The sequence below is a fragment of the Burkholderia sp. NFPP32 genome, assembly GCF_900119325.1.
Classification (GTDB): domain Bacteria; phylum Pseudomonadota; class Gammaproteobacteria; order Burkholderiales; family Burkholderiaceae; genus Burkholderia; species Burkholderia pyrrocinia_C.
In genome coordinates, this window is sequence record NZ_FPJP01000024.1 from 1 (window position 1) to 21,285 (window position 21,285).

15 protein-coding genes and 3 pseudogenes are annotated in these 21,285 nt (G+C 56.1%); 7 read left to right on the forward strand and 11 right to left on the reverse strand.

Going from position 1 to position 21,285, the window contains the following annotated elements; translation table 11 throughout:
- The first annotated feature begins 1 nt into the window (after position 1).
- Together BT264_RS30410 and BT264_RS30415 are read left to right on the forward strand one after the other, a co-directional pair.
- Positions 2 to 208, forward strand: coding sequence for a hypothetical protein (locus tag BT264_RS30410; protein ID WP_072467058.1), 207 nt, complete (start codon positions 2 to 4; stop codon positions 206 to 208).
- 65 nt (positions 209 to 273) lie between these two features.
- Positions 274 to 928: pseudogene (locus BT264_RS30415) on the forward strand (IS66 family transposase); the annotation flags it as partial.
- A 117-nt stretch (positions 929 to 1,045) separates the two neighbouring features.
- On the opposite strand, the gene BT264_RS30420 reads toward BT264_RS30415, so the two are convergent.
- Positions 1,046 to 2,458 carry a sigma-54 dependent transcriptional regulator gene (locus BT264_RS30420; protein ID WP_072443660.1) on the reverse strand — a complete coding sequence of 471 codons (1,413 nt, stop codon included), beginning with the start codon at positions 2,456 to 2,458 and terminating at the stop codon, positions 1,046 to 1,048.
- A 233-nt stretch (positions 2,459 to 2,691) separates the two neighbouring features.
- Positions 2,692 to 2,952: a transposase gene (locus BT264_RS30425; protein ID WP_177318425.1), complete on the reverse strand. Its 261-nt coding sequence runs from the start codon at positions 2,950 to 2,952 to the stop codon at positions 2,692 to 2,694.
- A 617-nt stretch (positions 2,953 to 3,569) separates the two neighbouring features.
- On the opposite strand from BT264_RS30425, the gene BT264_RS38670 reads away from it, so the two are divergent.
- Positions 3,570 to 3,839, forward strand: coding sequence for a hypothetical protein (locus tag BT264_RS38670; RefSeq protein ID WP_143155784.1), 270 nt, complete (start codon positions 3,570 to 3,572; stop codon positions 3,837 to 3,839).
- A gap of 399 nt (positions 3,840 to 4,238) precedes the next feature.
- Here BT264_RS38670 and BT264_RS30430 read toward each other — a convergent pair whose 3' ends face one another.
- Positions 4,239 to 4,868, reverse strand: a complete 630-nt coding sequence (locus BT264_RS30430) for a phosphatase PAP2 family protein (RefSeq protein WP_072443656.1) — start codon at positions 4,866 to 4,868, stop codon at positions 4,239 to 4,241.
- 282 nt (positions 4,869 to 5,150) lie between these two features.
- Between BT264_RS30430 and BT264_RS30435 the strand changes: the two genes are divergently transcribed.
- On the forward strand, positions 5,151 to 5,384 hold the full coding sequence (locus BT264_RS30435) for a hypothetical protein (protein ID WP_072443654.1): 234 nt from the start codon (positions 5,151 to 5,153) through the stop codon (positions 5,382 to 5,384).
- A gap of 223 nt (positions 5,385 to 5,607) precedes the next feature.
- Here BT264_RS30435 and BT264_RS30440 read toward each other — a convergent pair whose 3' ends face one another.
- The 3 genes from BT264_RS30440 to BT264_RS30450 form a co-directional block, all read right to left on the reverse strand.
- Complete coding sequence (locus BT264_RS30440) at positions 5,608 to 7,254, reverse strand: glycoside hydrolase 5 family protein (protein ID WP_072443652.1); 1,647 nt, start codon at positions 7,252 to 7,254, stop codon at positions 5,608 to 5,610.
- A complete protein-coding gene (locus tag BT264_RS30445) occupies positions 7,251 to 8,456 on the reverse strand; it encodes a hypothetical protein (RefSeq protein WP_072443681.1) in 1,206 nt (401 codons plus the stop codon). Before BT264_RS30445 ends, BT264_RS30440 begins: the two co-directional genes overlap by 4 nt.
- 212 nt (positions 8,457 to 8,668) lie before the next feature.
- Positions 8,669 to 9,865: an acyltransferase family protein gene (locus BT264_RS30450; protein WP_072443650.1), complete on the reverse strand. Its 1,197-nt coding sequence runs from the start codon at positions 9,863 to 9,865 to the stop codon at positions 8,669 to 8,671.
- Positions 9,866 to 10,200: 335 nt separating this feature from the next.
- Between BT264_RS30450 and BT264_RS30455 the strand changes: the two genes are divergently transcribed.
- Positions 10,201 to 11,406 (forward strand): glycosyltransferase family 4 protein, encoded by a 1,206-nt coding sequence (locus BT264_RS30455; protein WP_083534246.1) that lies wholly within the window; start codon positions 10,201 to 10,203, stop codon positions 11,404 to 11,406.
- 846 nt (positions 11,407 to 12,252) lie between these two features.
- Here the strand turns inward: BT264_RS30455 and BT264_RS38675 are convergent.
- From BT264_RS38675 to BT264_RS30480, 5 genes and pseudogenes are all read right to left on the reverse strand, one after another.
- Entirely contained in the window at positions 12,253 to 13,611 is a 1,359-nt protein-coding gene (locus BT264_RS38675) for a glycoside hydrolase family protein (protein ID WP_143155783.1), read from the reverse strand.
- A 149-nt stretch (positions 13,612 to 13,760) separates the two neighbouring features.
- A complete protein-coding gene (locus tag BT264_RS30465; protein WP_256260738.1) occupies positions 13,761 to 14,861 on the reverse strand; it encodes an acyltransferase family protein in 1,101 nt (366 codons plus the stop codon).
- Between the two features lie 595 nt (positions 14,862 to 15,456).
- Positions 15,457 to 15,693 (reverse strand): annotated as a pseudogene (locus BT264_RS30470) (acyl carrier protein); the annotation flags it as partial.
- A 235-nt stretch (positions 15,694 to 15,928) separates the two neighbouring features.
- On the reverse strand, positions 15,929 to 16,966 hold the full coding sequence (locus BT264_RS30475; protein WP_083534264.1) for an amino acid--[acyl-carrier-protein] ligase: 1,038 nt from the start codon (positions 16,964 to 16,966) through the stop codon (positions 15,929 to 15,931).
- A 385-nt stretch (positions 16,967 to 17,351) separates the two neighbouring features.
- Positions 17,352 to 18,518: pseudogene (locus BT264_RS30480) on the reverse strand (glycosyltransferase family 4 protein); the annotation flags it as partial.
- A 677-nt stretch (positions 18,519 to 19,195) separates the two neighbouring features.
- Between BT264_RS30480 and BT264_RS30485 the strand changes: the two are divergent.
- Both BT264_RS30485 and BT264_RS30490 read left to right on the forward strand, forming a co-directional pair.
- Complete coding sequence (locus BT264_RS30485) at positions 19,196 to 20,002, forward strand: Crp/Fnr family transcriptional regulator (RefSeq protein WP_083534249.1); 807 nt, start codon at positions 19,196 to 19,198, stop codon at positions 20,000 to 20,002.
- Positions 20,003 to 20,108: 106 nt separating this feature from the next.
- On the forward strand, positions 20,109 to 21,263 hold the full coding sequence (locus tag BT264_RS30490) for a polysaccharide biosynthesis/export family protein (RefSeq protein ID WP_072443641.1): 1,155 nt from the start codon (positions 20,109 to 20,111) through the stop codon (positions 21,261 to 21,263).
- The last annotated feature ends 22 nt before the right edge of the window (positions 21,264 to 21,285 follow it).

Below are 21,285 nucleotides of genomic sequence, written 5' to 3' on the forward strand. Positions count from 1 at the left end.
CTTGCTCCCATCAGGACGTCGTCGTGGCCTGCCGTTCGTCGTTCCCGACGACTGGACGCCAGAGCAGGCACTCGCCGTGTTCGAGCTGCTCGAGGATCTGCTCGCCGTCGTGACCGACTTCTACGGCGCCCAACTCCATGAACTGCTGCATGAGCAGCGCTTCCCCGAAGTGCACGACCGCACTCGCGAACGCGACCCGCCGTTCTGACGTGAAGCACCGCAGTATCAAAACGAAGGGGCCTCACGGCCCCTTGTTACTTGATTGATTCGCTCGGGCTTGCGCCGCCCAAAAAGCGCGGAATTACACCGCCGTCAACAGGCGTTTGCGGCGTGCGGTTGCAGCCGCTGATCGAGGCGCTTCGCGAAGTGCTTCTACAGCACGGTGTGTTGCACGCCGATGAGACACCGGTGCAAATGCTGGTTCCAGGCAAAGGAAAGACGCAGCGCGCATACGTATGGGCGTATGCCACCACGCAGTTCGCCGACGTGCGTGCCGTCATCTATGAGTTCGCCGATAGTCGTGCGGGTGAACATGCTCGAACGTTCCTCGGTGATTGGCGCGGCAAGCTGGTCTGTGATGACCATAAAGGCTACAAAGCCGGATTCGAGCTGGGGATCACCGAGATCGGATGCGTTGCCCATGCGAGACGAAAATTCTTTGAGCTGTTCACCAGCAACAAAAGTCAAATCGCCGAACAGGCGCTGAAATACTTCGGCAAACTTTACGCGGTCGAGCGCGATGTTGCAGAACTCACGGCTGATCGAAGACGTGAAGTGCGCCAGGAGCGCGCCCGTCCGATCGCCGATGCCTAACATGAGTGGATGATTGCCCAGCGTAAGCTGGTCTCCGAGGGATCGGCGATCGCCAAGGCGCTGGGAGGCGCTCACGCGTTATCCGGTCGATGGGCACGTCCCAATCGACAACAACTGGTTTCATGCCGCTAGCGGCATGAAACCAGTTTACCGGGAAAACTTGTGCCGCAACGGATAGGCCGGGAATTGAACATGCGAGGCATAGTATATTCAATAACCCTGACCAGGACGCTTAAAGGTCGTATGTATTCAAGAGTCGGTACAGGGTTGCTCGCGAGACCCCCAGCTCTGCGGCCACCGGGAAAGGCCGCCGTCGATGCCTCAGCAGTGCGGCTTCGATCGTGCTCTTTTCCGCGCGCTCGCGAGCCTCGGCGAGCGTCGTCGGCTGTTGTGCCGTGAATTTTTCGAGATCGAGGTCAGCGGCTGAGATTAGACGGCTGTCGGCCATGATGATTGCACGGCGGATCCGGTTGATCAACTCGCGCACGTTGCCCGGCCAGGGATACGTGTACATCGCCTCGATCGCGTTCGGCGTGAAACCGCGGATCTTTCGCGCGCCGTCGCTATTGAATTTCAGTAGCATGTGATGCGCGAGCAATTCGATGTCCTTGCCGCGCGCGCGCAGCGGCGGCTCGTCGATGCGCAGCACGCACAGGCGATGAAACAAGTCTTCGCGGAACTGTCCGTCGCGTATCGCAGTTTCGAGATCGACGTGCGTGGCCGAGATGATCCGCACGTCGATCGGAATCGATTCATGGCCGCCGAGCCGCTCGATTCTGCCTTCCTGCAGGAAGCGCAGCATGCTGGCCTGACTCTCGAGCGGCATGTCGCCGATTTCGTCCAGAAACAGTGTGCCGCCGTGCGCAGTCTCGACGCGGCCGATCTTTTGCTTGGTCGCGCCGGTGAATGCGCCACGCTCATAGCCGAACAGTTCGGACTGCAGCAGGTGGTGCGGGATCGCACCGCAATTGATCGTGATGAACGGTGCCTTGCGGCGTGCAGATTGTCTGTGGATTGCGAGCGCGGTCAGCTCCTTTCCGGTGCCCGACTCGCCGGAGATGAACACGGCCGCGTCGGTGTTCGCCACCTTGCGAATCGTCCGGAACAACTGCTGCATCGCGTCGCATGTGCCGACCATCTCGTTGCCGGCGGTGGCTGCGACATCGGTCGCAAGTCCGCGATCGCATAACATCACCATTCCGTAAGCGTGGCTGGCCAGACAATCGATCATCGTCCGCGTCAGCGGCTTCTTCACGTAGTCGAAACAATACTGGTGGATCAACTTGCAGATGTCCGGCTCGGAAAGACGCTCGGCATTCACGAGCGCTATCCAGCCGATCTGCTTGTGGCGCAGGATCGGCTCCAGCGCGGCGAGGTCGCGCGCCTTGAAGCCGTCAAGATCGACGATGCCGGCACGGGCGACCCCGGGATTTTCGAGCCGTCGCGCGTCATGAGCGGATTTCGTGCACTGTACGTTCCAGTGTCGTTCCCTGAGAAGGGCCACCAGTGCCGGGTCGGGGTGTCGTGACACATACAGGCACGGACGGATGGGGGGCGACTGTGTTTGCTCACGCAGATGTGTGGTTGCTTGAGATGGCGCGGCAGCTTGCAAAATCGGGGAAATGAAATGGTGCGGCTCTTGCATAATCGCCCTCTCTAATGTAGCCGCGCCTCGTATGTATAGACGAAGCACTGGCCGATCATGACGTTCGGAACGTCGGGCGCGACCCGATCGCGACCGACGCATCCGTCGTTGAATGTTTGCTGAACTGCGAAGCCCCGCACCGATGCCGGCGTCGGGCGGCCCGCATCCATGGGACGTGCAGGAGACGTCTGCCGTCAATATTTAGAGCTACTGCCGCATCGAACCCGGCTTGCCTATTCAGTTCGCCTGGTGTTCTCCGCGGCTTCCTCGTCGACCTTCGTTGCCGACAGAATCTCGTCCCGATACTGCCGGCGCCAGCGCGACAACTGACTCGGATTGACGTTGTACCGGGCTGCGACCATATGCAGAGATTTCGTGGGGTCGAAGCTCTCGCGTACGATCTCCCATTTTTTTTCCTGCGTCCAACGTCTACGACGTTTCGCCGGATCATTCAGCTGGTCGGTCGAGTCTTGAGTAGAAGCAGTCGCAGGCACGATCATTTCCAAAATTGATGATTTCAGTTCGAGACCGCGGCTCGAAAATTGCAGAGTCGCTCCAGTCGCACACGAAACACTCGGGCATGGGTAGCACTTGCACAGATGCGGACGCCGATCGAATCGGATGCGATTAGATCGTGCGATATTGGTTGTGTTCGCATCGAAGCGAATCAGGGTTCACCATGATTTCGTAACTTGCCGCGTGCGATTTAAATCAGGTTAAGTCAGAAATCTAACCAGCTGGCGCGCACACTTCTCGATCTTGTTGGTATGGGCTGTGCTAAGTCAGAAATCTGACTTGTCAATTCAAGAAGCTCTCCTCACTATTATTAACTAAATTGAGGTGCGGCGGGAGGGAATGTAGGGGGAGTGGGGGGGTATTTCTAATGGAGCATTCACGAATTCTTGTAATAATAAATATCATATATAATTGACAGCCCGTCTTTTTATAAACCTTTCATTTTGATTTCATTCGCTGTCGCTCACGTCCGGTGCGCGTGGACATGGGCGGGCGGCATCCCTTGGATTTCTCTGGCTGCGACCGGTGTGCCTCGGTCAGCGCCAACCTCTCCAGGGCAGGCAATCAGCAAGCGCCTGGTACAGGTACCTCGTCCATGAGCGATGCCTGCCAGGCTATTGCTGACTGTTCACCGGTACAGAAGTATCGAAGCGATGTTATCCGTGCGACGGGCAGGCGGTCGGCTCAGCAAGTACATCGACATGATCTAAACAGAAACTTAATTCTTGGTTTGATTTCGGGGGATACGGTATGGAAATATTTTTTTTGTAATGATAGTGAATTTGCGATGTTTTGCTTCCGAGTGATTCAATTGTATGACGTAAAACGTTTGCGCGCAATTGGAGCTGAATTGAAATTGAAGTGATCGGTGTCTGATGCGGAAGCTGCAGGAAATTTTAACTTGAATGTGGGGCGATTAAGAGGGGGGTGGAAATATTTACGAGTTGTGCTTCGGTGGGGGCTTGTGTGGAAATGGCCGGTAATTTTATGCAATGGAGATTCCATTCCGTGCGCAACTTGGTTACTTTTTATTTCGGTGCACTTGCTTTGAAATCAGGGATCTCGGGACAAGGGAATCGAGGCGGATTCCGTAGACGCAGTTTGGTGGCCCGGGTTTCAAGCCGGTTACAAGACCCGTTGTTTGACTAGGGGGTATCCCACACTCTGAGATCCCGAGGTTTCTCCACGTGACGAACCCGTGATGGACATCAGGGAAGGAGTGTCATGTCAGCTCGGAAGCGCACAACGTCACCATGCGTCCATGTCATTGACGAATTTTCTCGACCTGCGTCTTGCCCCATTGCGATAGCTCGACGGCATTGCGATCGATCGATGCCGATACCGGTGCGATCTTTCCGTGGTACATGACGACGGCAGCAAGTGCTGCCGCCGCGAAAGGCGTCGGGTCGGGTAGGGTGAACCCGGCGGTTCTAGCACGGGGAACATGTGGAAGCGTTAGCTTGATACAGGTCAGTGTAGCCACGAGTACGCCTGACAACAGTCCGCTGATCACCTCTGACGTGGAATGAAAGCCGAGCAGTACGCGAGAAATGCCTATTGCGCCGGCGAAGGCGAGGCCGCCGACATATGGCCCGATCGCCGTCGTCTTGCACGTACGGTTCTCGCAGATAGAGAGCGCGGTGGGGTATACCGCACCCGCAAGCATCGTATGACCGCTGACTACCGTGAAATTCAACGCGGGCACTTCTACGCCCCAGATAACATGAACAACCCGGCTGGCCGCGACGACTGACCCACTGATCGCAATGCCGCACGTCCAGATGATAAGGGCACGCGTCGAGCGCGTCATTGCGAGCCACACCAGTATCAGTCCGGCGAGCGGAATGGTGAGGTACGGGTCGCCGAAATTCGTCAAGTACATGAGCAGTCGCATGAAGCGGGTCCATTCGATTTGCGAGAGAGCAGTTGTCGAGAGCTGATCACGTGCCGCACAGATTTCACCGGACCGAATGTAGCTCCGGTCCGGCGCCGGAAATGTACGAATTCGAACACATGGCCCGTCGCATGCATGGCAGCGGAAATTACGCACGTTCAGATTCCTCGGTCGCTGGCATCCTGGGCTGACTTCCTGATGACAGCGTTGCCCGCAGGCTGTGGCACACTTGCATCGCTGGCAAGCTCAAGTTCGCGGTTCGTTGACATATTATCGAAAGCTATGCATCTCCTGATCATCATCGCAGTACTGGAAATCATCGCGATCATCGTTGTCGCTGCGCTGTGCATGGTGGCACGGGGCGCGGACGTGCGTACCGAGCGCATGCTGTCGCATGACGAAATCGAGGCGCGCCGGCGAATCGCGGACGCGCCTCGACGCACGTCATTGACGGCTTTCGCCAGAAATGCCGCGACACGTTGGTTCAGCAGGTTGTTTCGCGACAGCAGAAGCTAGCAAGCTGCTTGCACAATGAGGTAAAGGTCTGTATCGGAGCTGAAAATTTCCAATGCCTGATTCAGTCGCCCGAACTTGACGTGCCTTACCAACGAGGCAAGGTGAGCCGGTCGAACCTTCAAGTGCTCGACGCACTTGTCGCGGTCGGACACCCATAACGTTCGCGAATTCGCGTTGATCGAGATCGACTACGATAGCGTGAGCATGCCCTGGGCCGCATGAGCTAGTTTGGTTCCCGCACCGGAAGGAGGTAGCGGGGCAGCGGTCCGAGTTTCCACTCGAAGGGTTGAGAGGCGACGGTGACAGGGGTCTCCACACCTTGCCAGTCTCGCTGGATGTACTGGCCCGGACGCAAATTTATCGATACGACGCGTCGGGCGGGGCCGATTGTCCAGCCGGCCGTGATCGTGTCGCCGATGCCATACTGGTACACCCTGACGTCATCGGTATCCACGAGTGCACCGCGCCATGATCGGCTTCCCAGTGTTGTGGCAAGCACGGATGCGGCGACAAATGCGGGTTTGGGTGAAAGATCGTGGTGCAGCAATCCGAAGTGGTGCTCATAGTTGTCCGGATCGGTGCCATCGTCCATCAAGTCATACCAGAACAGCACACGTATCGCGTCGTAGCGCCGTGATAGCAAATAGCTACGCGCCAGATTGGCGGCCTGGCTCGTTTCATCCTGTCCCTGCACCTTGGAATTCACGGGCCAGCCGAACTCCGTGACCCAGACCTGGAGGTGCCGGCCATTCGTTTTCGGGTGCTGTACGGCGAGCGATTTCAGATATGGCCATGTCGTCGGAATACTGACGACGTCGATGGGGCCGCCCTTTGCCGGGTAGCCCAGTTCTGGCGTATTTGGTGACATGTAGGGATGGACGCTGAAGCCATCCTGGTCGTCCAGTCCACCGTCCTTGATGAGCTGGATGGCGCATTCACCCCCGGCCCCCCCGCCTATGCCGCCTCCACCGCAGGCTATGAGCTTCGCATCTGGGCTCACCTTCTTGATGGCGGAATAGGACGCTTTCAGCAGCGAGAGATAGCTCGAGTAGCCGATCTGGTTGAAGGAGGGTTCGTTCCACAGTTCCCAATGCTTGACAACTTTGCCGTAGCGCTTCACGACGTTGCTGACATAGCGGATAAAGAGTGTCCGGGCTTCTGCTGTCTGAGGAAATAGTGATGATCCGAAGATGCGCGGGTATGCGCCCGCATTGCCGTAGTCGAGCACGATGAGCGGCGAAATTCCCAGCCGGGAGGCTTGTTGGAGGAAGGCGTCATAGTGCACCGGAAAACTGAATTGACCGGGTGCTGCTTCGATTTCCTGCCAGTAGAGTTCATCCCGAATCCACGAGAATCCGGCTTGCTTGATCAGTGGCAGCAAGATTGACGGCGAACCTTGACCTTGTGCGAAGTGCGTGACGATGCCAAAGTCCGCGGGCGTGTCACTACTGCGCTTGGGCACGATTGCGAACGTCGCCGACGTATGACCGAGCGGCGTGCCCGACAGTGAGTGCAACTCGGCTTCCGCCCGATAGAAGCCTGGTTTCGCCATCATGGCTGCGATACTCACCGGCTGGCGCTGCTGCGTCGCGTCGATCTTGCGATAGTAAGTGGCGATTGGGGTGGGGGCAGCCTTGCCAATGTCGTCAAATGGAAACACCTGTACGGTCAGGTTTGCACCCAACGCATCGACTGATGCCGCCTCGAAACTCAGCGATACTCGCTCACCCGGCAGACCAAACAGAGAAGTTGCTTCGCTAACGCTACGAAGTTGCGCCAGGCATTCGATCGGAAGCAATAGTGGCGGCAACGCGACTAGCAGCGTGCGCACCAGCGATCGATAGTGAGCGGTATATCGACGGAAGTTCATCGTGCGCCTCGATCGGGGTAGGCGGTTACCGACGCAGGCGTTGGAGGCGCGACGAATCGTGAGCGCATCGGTGGATTTCCGTGCTGACGCTGTACGCTGAGATACGCGACGAAGCGCGGCCAGTAGCTGATCAGATATGCGATCGGGACGAACGATGTCACCGTCGTCATGCCGACGGTTGCCGTGATCAGCAAGCAAAGCAGCATGACGAACCCGTCGCTTGCAGTGAAGGCGAACACACCCAGCAATACGAGCGCGGCGAGCAATCCCAAATCGGCGAACAGGCCTGGAATGCTGGTAAAGGTGACGTCGCTGATGAAATAGAGATCCCGGTTCATAAACACATACGGCAAATAGCCGTATTCGTCATTCAGTTGCCGAGCGGTAATGCCTCGCACGAGGTCCGCGAAGTGCGCATCAAGCAGGAACGGGTAGCCGGCCAGGCGGTGTGCGAACGTTTCGGATCCGAAGAAATCGTGCTGGTTCATATAGAGCGCAAGCACCATCGTGATGGCGAAGAAGGCGACCAGCGAAACAAGGGGGTGGACTGTACGCAATTGCCTTCGCACCAGATACAGGAGCGCGAAAATTACCAGAACAAAGGACGCTTTCGACAGGCTGATGAACAACCCCAGGCAATATAGCGCCAGCATCCACTTGTTGCGTCCGCCTTGAAAGAGATACAGCACGAACGATGCCGACAGAAGCGACGCGAAAAAACCGGCCTCGCGCGAAAATCCGCTGACGCGCGCGAAGTAGAGGATCTCGTAGTAGTTTGTGTTGGTCTGGGTTGCTGCCTCACCCCAAAGCATCTTCGACACTTCATCGGGTCCCAACTGAATCGACAGTCCGTAGTCTACGTAGTAGAGCACGAACTGCGCAAGACCGACCAGAATGTTGACGGCCATCCAGCCGTGCAGATACTCGATTCTCCTCGCGATCGTATACATCAGATAGCCGACGCACACGGCGATGGATACGATTTTTGCCGCCATCATCGGGCTGCCGAGAAGGCACACCATGATCGCAATTCCCATGGGTACGATCCAGCGGCGCAACGTCAAGAGCAGAAATGTGACGAAGCCCAGATCCAGAAATGGCAAGATGGTGTAAAGGTAGATGGTGACGCCAGAGACTTGCGGATTGAAGATCACGCAGGTGAAGAACAAATAGAAGAGCATCGAAATCGTTCTGACGTACATCAAAACCTCCGGCTGATCGGCATGAAGGCAAAACACCAACGGTTATCTTGGCGCCCCTTGTCTTGCGATCTTGCTCCCGGGCTTGGGCGGCCACGAAAGGTACGGTGTCTGTTGAATTCAGTGTGCAATCGCGGTTGACCGATGCCGCCGCGGGGATTCTTCTGGTTTGCCACGGGGAGGGGCGAAACGTGGCGTCCCGGAGCAGCGTGATGTCACGGATCTTCGCGGACAATGGGCGCGGGACGGGCAGAGTCCAGGGTGGTGCGAGGGATGCTCATGGCCGATGACGAGCTAGAACGTGTCCCGCCCGGGCTCGTCAGCATATACCCCGCGTGAATGCCGGCCGTTTCGACATACCGGTAGCTTGCCCACGACAGAGCGAGTGCAGGCGGAACGGTCACGGCCATGTAGAGTCCCAGGGGGCCTCCGATCAGGTCGTGTCCCTTGCAGTACCAGTAGATCAGGTAGAGCGGTATACCGTGCAGCAGGTAAATCGAATAGCTGATCTTGCCGATCCACGCGAAAAATCTTGCACGGACGGGCATGACGGTTGCGAAAAGCAGGAACGTCGCGATTCCTACGATGTAGCCAATGGACGCCGAGACATGACTCAGGTCGTGGCGGAGCAAGTCGACTCCGGCCATCAATACGGCTATTCCTACGACAATCGCCGTTATGGCTGCGAATGCTGCGCGATTTGACATCGACACGGACCACCGCCGCATTCGCCGGATACCGAGCGTCACGCTGGCCTGCGGATTCTCATAGGCTTGTCGAAAGCAGGCTCCCCAAAACATGATCGCGAGGTGATACAGCATGCCTTTGTACTGCCCGAGTGCATCCGCGGGAATGATTTTCAACACTGACGTCACAACGAACGCCGCACATAGGCTCACGCAGGTCAGGAAAAGGGTGCGCATTCGGTGCAGTCCGCCGAGCAGATGCAAACCAATGCACAAGACGTAAAAGTACAGCTCCGTCTCGAGCGTCCAGTAATGCGGCATGACCTCGTCACGTCCGAATGCGGTTGGAATCATCGTCACGTTCGCGACGAGATCCGGTAGCGCCATCTTGTTGCCGAACAGCGTCCAGTAAGCGAGATAGCCAATCGGCAGTGACAGCCAGAAGGCTGGATACAGTCGGAAGAACCGCCGGATGACGAAGCGGCGAGCGCCACCTAGAGACGATCCACGCAAGCTATTCGGAATTAGCATGCCGCTAATCCCAAAGAAGATGACTACGCCGATCCTGCCGAAATTAATCGATTCCTGTATCGCATCGAGTACGAGTTGTGAACTTGCAATCTGTCTGTATAGCTCGGCGTAGTGCGTCCACATCACGAGTATGACCGCGATCGCACGCATAGCGTCGACATGATCAAGGCGAGGTGGACTGATCATACTGGACATGAGGTTCGGCGGAGTATGCAGAGCGATTTCAGGTATGCCGCGGCATTGCGGTGACGGCACGTCGATGCTGACAGTTCATGCTGCGCGCATCGAATCGACGGTTCGGTGCGGAATCGCACTTTGTCGCAGGCCACGTGCTATGCGCGACATCGCACGTTCGGGGCATGCAGACTGCCGCCTAATATGCCGTGCACGTGCCGTGCGGCGCGTGTATCGAGGGTGCGAAATTCCGTCCGATCGCACCGTGCCGGCATGTCGAACGCCATTCGGATGGCAAAGGCGAGAAGCTGACGAGGGGGCGCACCGTCGTGACGAAATTGCGAGAGGCTAACCCGATGAGCCAGATTATTACGGATTCCAATGCACCATCCACGGCATCACATGCGCACGTCACATCCGCCGCACGACGAATCCCGGACGGAGGCCAGACCATTTTCGACATCCGTCGAAAGTGTGCAAGGCATGGAGACTTCGCGATCAATGGGAAATTCGCGTCACAGCGAATGACTGGAGTGCAGCGGGTCGGGTATGAGCTCGCTGTTGCGTTCGCGCAGCTCTTTCCGGACGGCGGTATGCCACCATTGCTATTGCCTTCAATTGGCGGCGAAGATGTCGTATTCCCCGGCGCGAAAATAACCTCTCGTTGGCTAAAGGGCGCGCTCTGGGAGCAGTTTGCGTTGCCGCTTGCGATCGGTGACCGAACATTGCTCAGTCTTTGCAACATAGGTCCACTGTTTGCGAGGCAGCAGGTATTGATGGTGCATGACGTCGCGGTCTATGATTTGCCGGAAAACTACTCCTGGAAGTACAGACTATGGTATCGAGTCGCGTACGCGATACTGAGAAGAAGGGTATGCCATATCGTGACCGTTTCGGAATTCTCGAGGCAACGGATTCTGCAGCGCTTGAACATTGCGGAATCGCGTGTTTCGGTCATACATAATGGCGTCGATCACTTCGACAGAATAGTATCGGACGCACGCATTCTTTCACGACTGAACCTGACGAAGGACAATTACGTACTTGTCGTCGGTAGCCTTTCGGTGGGAAAAAATCTGGCTCGGGTTCTTGCCGCCGTGGAGCAACTCGGCGGAAATCACGATTGGCAGTTTGTAGTGGTGGGCGCGTGTGATCTGCGTGTCTTCAATGCAAAGGCGAAGTCAGACTTCGATTTGTCGAAGGGCGTTGTCGCGGCCGGCTTTGTTTCGGATGGCGAGTTAAAGGCGCTCTACGAGCAAGCCGGATGTTTCCTGTTTCCTTCGCTATACGAAGGGTTTGGGTTGCCGCCTCTTGAGGCGATGTATTGCGGTTGTCCAGTGATCGCTTCGCGCGAAGCAGCGCTGCCGGAAGTATGTGGCGACGCGGCAATGTACTGTGACGCATGGTCCGTCAACGACATCGCTATCAAGGTGGCGCAGCTGATGACCAATCCCGCGATGCGGGAGTCCTTGCGTGCGCGTGGCTATGCGCGTGCACGCGGCTTCCGTTGGGATTTCTCCGCCCGTCAGTTATTGGAGATCCTCGAGCGTCACGTTTCGTAAGCTCGATTGCCCCGGTTTTCCGGGGAGTTACTTCCTCGGCCTTTGAGCGATTTGTACGCAGGCCTTGTCAAGCCATCAGGCAAACAGCGATCCGAAGGATGTGGTGATGTGAGCGCAGAAGATGGATGGGCTGCCGCGCGAGCGTCGCGCAATCGTACCAGTCCAGTGGGAATCGTGCATCGGACGCATTACCCGAAGGCACACTGACACGCTACGATCCATACTCGCGTTCGAGTGGGCTCGTAAGCACACCGGAGATCGAGCAACGCGCGGTCGTCGGCTTTGGCCAAGCTGTGACGAGCGGAGCAGCACCGGCATCGCCACCGACAACACGAGTGGGCCCGCGCAGTTGGCCATCGGCCCCGGGTCGCGGGACCGACCTGATCAGACAAATGTCTGGCATATTGCAGCGTCGGCGTCGTCGCGAGAAGCATTATGAACAACGGTGCGATTCGCGGAAGTTCAATGGCGCCGGCGGACTATGCAGGTGCGACTACACCATGTAGGTGGTGGCATTGAAGCTCAGCAGGAGCCCCCCACGGCAGGTTGGTCGGTGGATCGAGGCGCGGCGGGAGAGGCTTGCGGCGTTGCATACGTGGCGTATGTCGGAGGGTAGGCGCGCCACGAGGCTGTTGACGAGGCTCTGGAAAGCGAAAAAGTCCGTTGCATTGACCGCCTCGGAATGAGCGATCTCGTTGAACGGTCGTAGACTGATGGACTCGCACGGTGATACGCCGTCTACTGAAGCCACGCCAAACTCCTGCGGATGTCGTTGAATTCACTCACGTCACTCAACCCCCGTACTTCCGGGCTGGCTCACGATGATCCCGAGCACGCCGTGCTCGCTCATTTGCGTTCTGAAAACGTTGATTCAAGTCTTGTGACGACTTCATCGAAGAGTGAAACGCCGTTATGTTCCGCGGCGCTTTTCAAGTTTTCGTAGAGCGCCCAGAGTGGCGTAAAGGTTGCGTCGAGCCGGTGAACCAGCTCGTCGTTCTCGGACACATGATGTTCAGCGGCAGCATCACGCAACCTTTGGTACAGCGCTATCGGTAACGTGTACTCGGCGGTGTGGAATTCCTCGCCAGATTGATCGTCATCAGGATTCGCGGATACAAACGTCATGAAGGTTTCGTGAGCAGGTTTCCTTTCCAGCGATTCAGGTTTTGCACCAGCGGCGGCAGGGGATTTCCCACGTGAAGCCGTGATGCCTGCGGAGGCCCGACGTGACTTTGAACTCGTATAAGCCAGCAGGGCCTCTCGTGATTTTTGTTTCGAGTATGCTTTCGTATCCCTGTTTGCTTCAGCTGCGGCAGACGCGTCGGCCTGCACCTGGATCAGACCGAAGTCGCCGCTTCCATCATCGTATAGCGCGTACCAACAGGTGTTGATGACGTTGTACACGTCCCGATGCTTACGATACTCAGTCAAAGCTGCGTTGACGTAGACAGACTGCTGAGGGAAGTCGCTGTTGAACGCATCGAAACCGAGTTCGGTGATCCAGATCGGGACTCCAAACCTAGCAAGGTCTTCAATTACGTTGTACGGCACACCCGTGCCGTCTCCAGCTTGGTCGATCGCTCCACTGGATTCGTACCAGTGCCAACCAGTGTAATCCCAGCGAACCAAGGGGTGACCGCCGGAGCCGTCTGGTTCTGTGCCATTCCACAACAATTTGTTGAATCCCGTGAGTACTGTCACGCCACCACCTATGATGATTTTGGCGTCGATTTGTACAGACTTTATTCCGTCAATGACGCCGCGAATTAGTTCGCGACAATTGATATACTTCTCTTGATCGTAATGGGAGGGTTCTGTTCCAGGGACGCCTACACCATTGCAAAATACAGAAATTTCATTCGATACTTCGTAGATCGGACAGTGGTCACTCAGGACTTTTGCGAACTCCTCCCCGCAATATTTCCCGACGTCATAGTTGCCATCCGGATCATTTTCTATAATAGGTTCATCGTAGCCGAGGCAAGGTACGACGAGGATGCCTTTTCGTTCGGCTTCGTATATGTGCTCAAGGACGATGTCTGCATCGACTTCGGGGTTGTAGCAGTCTATCCGCGCCACAGTGCACCCAAGCTCATGCACCTCGTCGATCACCTCCGCAGGCGTCCTGTGCCATGGTGCGCCGTTGTATTGTGGGTGAATATTCATGCCATAAAACAACTTGCTAACATCGAAAGGTCGCGCCATTTTGACCTCCTTAAAAATACAGTAAAATAGATGTAGGGGAAATTGGTCTTGTTTTAAATTACTTATAAATAAATTATGATACTTTTTTGGTGCCGATGGAAAATGTATGCGAATCTCGAGAGGATGTTTTCAAGGTTCGGAAAAATCCATCATAAGCCGGTGGCGGGTTTCGCGGTTGTTGCTTCGTATTGTGCGGGTGATCCCCGCGGTTTAAGCGCGAGAAATCGCTTTTCGATGAAATGCCATGAAGCTGCGGCAAGCAGCAGCGTAGGTGCCACGGATATCGCAGCGTTCAGAAGCGGATGGCGGTTCGTGTGAAAGAAGAGAGCGACGGTCTGTTGAACAGGAAACGCGTAAATATAGACGCCGTATGAAAAATCCCCGAAACGCCGAACCCATCCGAATGCGGCCGGTCTCGCGAGCGAAAGCGCCAGGATTGCATATGGCAGAATCGCGAACAGACCAAGCTCGTAGGCAACGCTGTCCCCGGGTATCAGCATGAGTGCGGGTAATGCGAGCATGGCTACTTGCAACTTGAACGCACTTTGCGGCGCGACAATGCGCCATGCGGCGCCGAGCAGAAAGTAAGGGGCTACGTTGAAGGCATCGAGGATGGCCCGTCCATGACCGGTGAGTTCGAGATGCGCGATGCGAACCAGATACAGACTCGCTGCGCACAGTGCGACGCACCCGACGAGGATACGCGTCTTTTGTCCTGCGCCTCGCATTACCAGCAACGGAGTAGCGATGTACATGCCGAACTCGATCGGCAACGTCCAAAGTGACCCGTTTACGGCATCGGGGTACGGTACGGTATGAAACACGCCGGGAAGCAACGAGGCCGGTCGCAGAATTATGTTCTCGAGATAGCGCGGCAAGAGCGGCGATCCAAAATATTCGCCGAGCGGGAGTGTGCTGACGATGGGGCCCAGCAAAAATGCGCACAGCAATATATTGACCACCAAGCCAGGAAATATACGCAAAATTCTACGGATTAAATATCGGCCAACGGCTGGGTCGCGCCGCCAGCTTTCGATGACAAGGTAACCACTGATTACGAAGAATACCTTCACGGCAATCGTGGCCACCTCGTTTCCGAACTGCGTTGGCAAGGAGCTCCCCGTTAACGGGAATGCATGTCCGTACAGGACAACGAGTGCCGCAATCAAGCGAATTGCATCGAAGTTGTCCTGCGGCCGCGAGTCCGAGTGAAGGGGCAGGTGCATGTTATCGGTAGCAGGATGCTGCATGGTTGTACGACTCCGACAGGGAAGGGCCATGCGGGCCAGAAGTGAGTGACTGACTGCATGCAAACCGCCGCGTTCTCGTTTGCGCCCGGGTTCTGGTACTGTCTGATGCTTGCGGTCGATGTTCCGTGCGTAAGCGCACGTATCGTCGGGCAGATTGGGCGGCGTTTGATTGACCGGTCCTTTGATTTCTCGACGCCGACGCCATCTTGTGTATTCCGGATGTTGGACCATACGGTCAATGACATTGTTGAGCATGCTGCGATGAAGAGCAAAGATCCTCACGCGACTCGAAGGGTGCGCCATTTGGGTACAAGCGAGCGCTGCGTTTGCGTGCGTGATGATCTTGTCCAGTGACAGCGTGGTCTATGTCTGCAAACTTCGACCACACGATGTCGCGGCACCCAGATCGGGAGAAGCGGATACCGCGTCTGACCGACAGTTCGGCCATCGCCGGTTGCTCGACATGACGCTCACGGACACGGGCGAAGCGAACGTCGTGTGAATACCGTCAGTGACTCGCAGGCGACGCTGCACGGACCGTGCTGTCGGAATCAGGTGCGGTGTGAGCGGTTGGTGTTGCACATCCAGCTACATTCGAATGCTGCAATCGAGTGATCGCCGCCGCCAGCGAATCGATGCTCGAAAAGAGCTCATACTTGAGCATGGAATCCGGAATTCTGATTCGAAATTCACGCTCAATTTCCATCATCAACTGTACAGATGCCAGTGAAGTCAGGCCAACAGCATACAGATCGCTATGGTCGGCCAGTACTTCGATGGGCACGTCCAGGCATTTCATATCGGAAATGATGTGCCGCAGTGTGTTTTTCATGTCGAGGTCTCCCTGCTAAAGCCGAGATTGGAAAATGATTTCCTGCGATTGAGGAGTGACGAGACGTGTTGCCTCGACAAGGCTCGCATACTGTGCCGCATGGCGTGCATGTCGCTGCGCAATGAATTCGGACATTGTGACGGCCGAGGATCATCTGAACTCAACCGATGACGTCGATCCGAACGCATTGCACGTTTGACACTGAAGCCCTACAGGCGCGTTGAGAAAGGCATTGTCAGGAAGAGGTGCGTCCCCACAGCGTCGCACGTACTTTTTGCGGCCATTCGACGGTATCGAAGCCATGATGTTTGAACAAACCAAGTGCCAGACGCTCAAGCCCAAATCCGCAGCAGCCAGTGTGTGCGATTTCACCTGTGTCGGTATGTATCTTCCATAGCGTGCTAAAGCGGTCCTGATGGTAGTTGAAGCTGCCGCAGGCAGTGAGTTTGTCCGGATTGATACCCGAAACGAGCAGCTCGAACTTCAATGCTTTTTGGCGCTGACTATCCGCCATGAATTTCCCGACGCGACCGAAGAATGGATCGTTGGCGAGTTCGATGGACGCCGGCAGTCCGAGCGAGTCAATCATGTCCGTCGCATATTCGATCCAGTTCTCCCGAAATGCTTGAACCTGCGCGGCCGTTCCCATGCATACGAATTCGCGCTGCCGGAACATCAACATACGCTCTGGCTCGTTAGAGGGTTCGTGCCGGCAACAGTACGAGAAGATGTCGATGAGCCGGCCTCCTGCAGGAAGCGGGCCACGCTGAGCCATCACTGGATAGACCGGATAACAGGCGACAGGGGTGACGGCGATCTTGGTCGGCTTGACGTCTTCAGTCCAGTCTTCCTGATTGTCGAGACATTTCAGCAGACGTTGATGTCGGAGCTCGTCGCCACTGAAACAGAATACGCTGCCGATCTGGTCGGGAAAGTGTTTCCAGTAACCGCTCTGCTCGAGAATTTGACGGTTCATTGCGGGCGGAAAGCGGAGAACTTCAACGTCTTTGCCCGCCCCCCATCGACCAATCAACTCACTCAGCTTGTCGACAACATCCTCGAAGGTCGCGCTGCGGCCATACAAACCCTCAACTCCGGTGGAAATAAGGAGGCCTGCCTTGATAAGGGTGGAGAGATAGGTATCATTTTCGGCGCCATCGTTTGCGATGTGATGGGCGTTCGACGATGTCAGTTGGCCGGAGCCGTTTTTTCCTTGTCGGGACAGCGCACTTTCCTGGTCGAGTAATCCGGACAGGCCGGCTGAATTGGACATTGCAAACTCCTTGGAGAATTGGGATACGTTGCCGCTCAGACCGAACATCGTTATGCCAATATCGAATCATCGACCGAATGCGCTTGTCGCTTCCGTGCTGCAGCCACTTTGTTCCGGCCAACTATCGCGCAGGGCGAGTGATTCATACGTTCGGAAACGTACAAAATTTGCGACACCAGGCAAGCATTCAGGTCAACCGACCAGGACTGCTCTTGCACCTTGCTGCTGGCTGTTCATTATTCCAACGTAGTGCCGGGCGAATATACTTGAAAGCTGTCCGATCCTGATCTAAAAGATGGTTCATCTGTGACCGGCGCGCAATCGAAACAGGTGATCAGTCGAAATTCACCGCGACTTCCGCTTGACGTTGCTCTTGAGTTTCCGTCGCGCGGAGCGATTGGATGAGTGATGCCCGGATCGCATGTATCGCCTGCAAGTGCTGGCGGGATTCCGTTGCACTCAGGAGCGCAGTGAGGAAGCCGCGCCGGAATTCAGCTTTTGAAAAGCGTTCGGCGTTGAGACGACAGCTCACTGGGGAAAAGTGACCAATACTCGACTCGAATCGCTCCACGGCAGACTGGATCGCCTCGACTGTCTGGGCCTCGAAGAACAGGCCGGTTGAATGGGGCCGTGTTTCGTCGATCACTGTTTCGCATGCCCCCCCCTTGCCAAATGCGATTACAGGGGTTCCGCAAGCCTGTGCTTCGACCACTGAAATGCCGAAATCCTCTTCCGCGGCGAAGACGAACGCGCGGGCGCGTTGCAGGTGGTCCTTGAGTACATGAAATGGCTGGTGGCCCATGATCGTGACATTGGCGCCTGCCTTGGCGCGTACCTTGTCCATATCGGGGCCATCGCCGATTACCACCAGGCTGCGATTGGGCATCGCAGTGAACGCTTCGACGATCAGATCCATCCTTTTGTACGGCACCATCCGTGAGACGGTCACATAAAAAGGATCTTTTCGTGAGCACAGCTCGAATGCTTCGATATCGACGGGGGGATATACCACGCGGGAGTCGCGACGGTAGACACGCTCGACACGACGCCCGATAAACCCAGAATTGACTAGAAACGTGTCGACACCGTTTGCGGTACGGACGTCCCATGTCCTGAGGTAATGCAACGTCGCGCGCGCCAGAAAAGAACGGATACCCTTCACCAGACCGCTTTGATTCAGATACTGATGTTGCAGATCCCACGCGTAACGAATGGGTGAATGGACGTAACTCACATGTAATTGATCGGGGCCCACGAGCACGCCTTTGGCGACGGCATGCGAACTGGATACGATCAAGTCGTAGCCCGAAAGATCGAACTGTTCGATAGCCAGCGGAAAAAGGGGAAGATAACCACGATAGCGGCGCTTGGCCCAAGGTAGCTTCTGGACGAATGACGTCCTTACGTGTTTGCCTTTCAGAAACGAACGTTCAGGAATAAAGTCCACCAGACTAAAAATGTCCGCGTCGGGAAAGCATTCGATGATTTGTTCAAGAACTTTCTCGGACCCACCATACGTGACCAGCCAATCGTGAACAAGCGCGACCCTCATCGCGGCACCTCCGTGATCGTTCATTCTGCGTTCGCACGCATCGCTGAGCCCGCTTTAGCAGGTCAGGTGATGCTATGGGGCGCCGGAGTCTTGATCGGTGCGGATTCGCACAGAGGACCGGTCGCTGACAAAACTTCTTTGGACACGACCGCTTGAGGGTGTCATTCGTTTTTCAAGCTGGCATTCGCCGGTAACGGTTGAGCGGAGACTCCTAGCGAGGGCTTACGCTTCACTTTCGTTCGTATCAGATCTGACGCAAATTCGATCGAATATCACCAGTTGGCGTTTGCGTCCATCCGCTCTCCGAATGCGTGGGCGTTCTGCCGGGAGTCCTTTGCATCATGGGTGGCGGGCGCCTTGAGTGCGGTGCAGCATCCTGTGTGATGTGCCGATACACGGGTAGTCCCCCGAAGAACAACTCATTTTCGAGACAATTGTAGTAGAAATTCGAGGCGTGTTTTAAACGGTCTATTTTTATATCTTATAAAACAAAGACTTATATTGTCTGGCATGTTTATCGCAATACGAACTGAGTCAGCTGCAGATGGCTGTCTGCAGTCGTCCTGCACCGAAGTTGGGCCTGGTGCAGCGCGGAAACCTTCGTGCATCTTGGCCGGTCAGTTCCGCCGATTTTTGCAGTGGTATGTCAAACGACCCAGCGCAAACCTTCACGCCCGATGATGAATACACAATCCGAAAACCATCTTCTAGCATCGTTACCCGCGTCGGAAGTCGACGCGCTCGCTCCCCATCTGCAACTTGTCCAGCTTCGGTTCGGCCAGTTGTTGTCCGATGCCGGAGAAACAGTCAAGAAGGTTTACTTCCCAACGTCTGCGATCATTTCCATGATTTTCCTGATGGCCGACGGGGCTACTGCCGAAGTTGCAGCGGTTGGAAACGAGGGTGTAATCGGTGTTCCAGTGCTGACGGGGGGCTTCACGATGCCGACCCGCATCGAAGTCCGTAGCAGCGGGTATGCGTATGCGATGAATGCACAGCTTTTCAAACGCGAGTTTGATCGGCATGGCTTCATTCATCGGCTGATGCTCTATTACATTCAGGCACTGTTGACACAGGTCGCGCAAAACTCGCTATGCAATCGACGTCACCACATCGTCAGACAGGTGAGTAGTTGGTTGCTGCTCACGCACGATCGTTTAAAGACCGACGAACTGGCCGTGACTCAGCAACTTATTGCCACGATGCTCGGTGTTCGTCGTGAAGGCGTTACCGAAGCCGCAGGAAAGCTGCAAGACGCCGGACTCATCTCCCAACGCCGAGGAAGAATCACCATCTTGGACCGGCGCGGTCTGGAAGGTTACGCGTGCGAGTGCTACGGCATTGTCAAGCGCGAGTTCCAGCGTCTCATCTATGACAACGCCGCGGAAGACAGCGCCGGTGGCAGGACGCCGCGTGTCGCGGAAATTCCGTCGAATCCGCAAGGCAGTTACCTGGCGCGGCGCATTTGTACGATCGGATGCTGAACGTGGCTCCGTAGATGTCTCCATGGCCGAAAGTCGACTGGTCACACCACCGATGCTCGGCAATTCATTCCCAGTCCCACTGGCTCATTGTTACCGGATAACCATCATGAGAAAAACGGGCAAGATTCTCGCGTTGTTGGCAAGTTGGGTGATGGCAGGCTGCACGTTCGCACCTGGCCCTTACCTCGATGCATCGCGAATGCAAGAAGCAACGACGGGCAACGCATCGCCACCCGTCTACTCCGTCAATTTGATTGATGCCAATGTTATTTCCAAGCAGGCTCATTTCAGCGATTCCGATACCACAATGCTGCCCCATGGGCCACGCCGTCAGTCTGAGGACTACCGTGTCGGGCATGGCGATATCCTGGGAATCACGGTGTGGGGGCACCCGGAACTGACCGTCAGTGGCGCGGCCACCATACCGCTTCCCCCCCTCGAGAACGCGAATTCCGGAACTGGTTCAGGCGGCCCGGGCGTGCAGGTTACACCGGATGGCCAGCGCGTTTCGGCTGACGGAACCATCTACTTCCCGACGTTGGGGCGGGTATTCGTAGCAGGCAAGACAACTGCGCAGATCGGCGCATTACTGGCTTCAAAGCTCGCGGGATATGCGGTCAAGCCCCAACTCGACGTACGCGTTATCCAGTTTCGCAGCCAGCAGATCCAGCTTGCCGGCCAAGTGAAAAATCCTGGCTCACTCCCAATAACCGATATGAAGCTCACGGTGCTCGATGCGATCACGCGTTCGGGCGGCTCCCTCGCCGATGCGGACCTGCAACGTGTGCAACTCACCCGCGGCGGTAAGACCTACGTGCTGGACGTTCAGCGCACACTCGATCGCGGCGATGTTTCGCAGAATATCGCTCTCGAGACGGGTGACATCGTCTACGTTCCCGATCACAACGCGAGCCGCGTGTTCATGCTCGGTGAAGTCTCGAAGCCGCAAACCCTATTCATGGACAAGGGACGACTGACGCTTGCCGATGCGCTCGCCAATGCAAACAGCATCAATCCTCAGAGTGCACAACCGCGTCAGATACTAGTCATTCGACGGACTTTGAATGATCCGACGAAGCCAAGCATATACCGGCTTGACATGACCCAGGTCGACGCCATTCTTTTGTCCACGCAGTTCAATCTTCAGCCGCTCGATGTGGTCTACGTGGGCACCGCGAATATTGCTCGACTCAACCGCTTGCTGGACCAACTTCTGCCGACGGTGACGAGTATGTATCTCTTTTATGCCGCAACCCGGTGAAATCGCGCATTGTCACGAATCT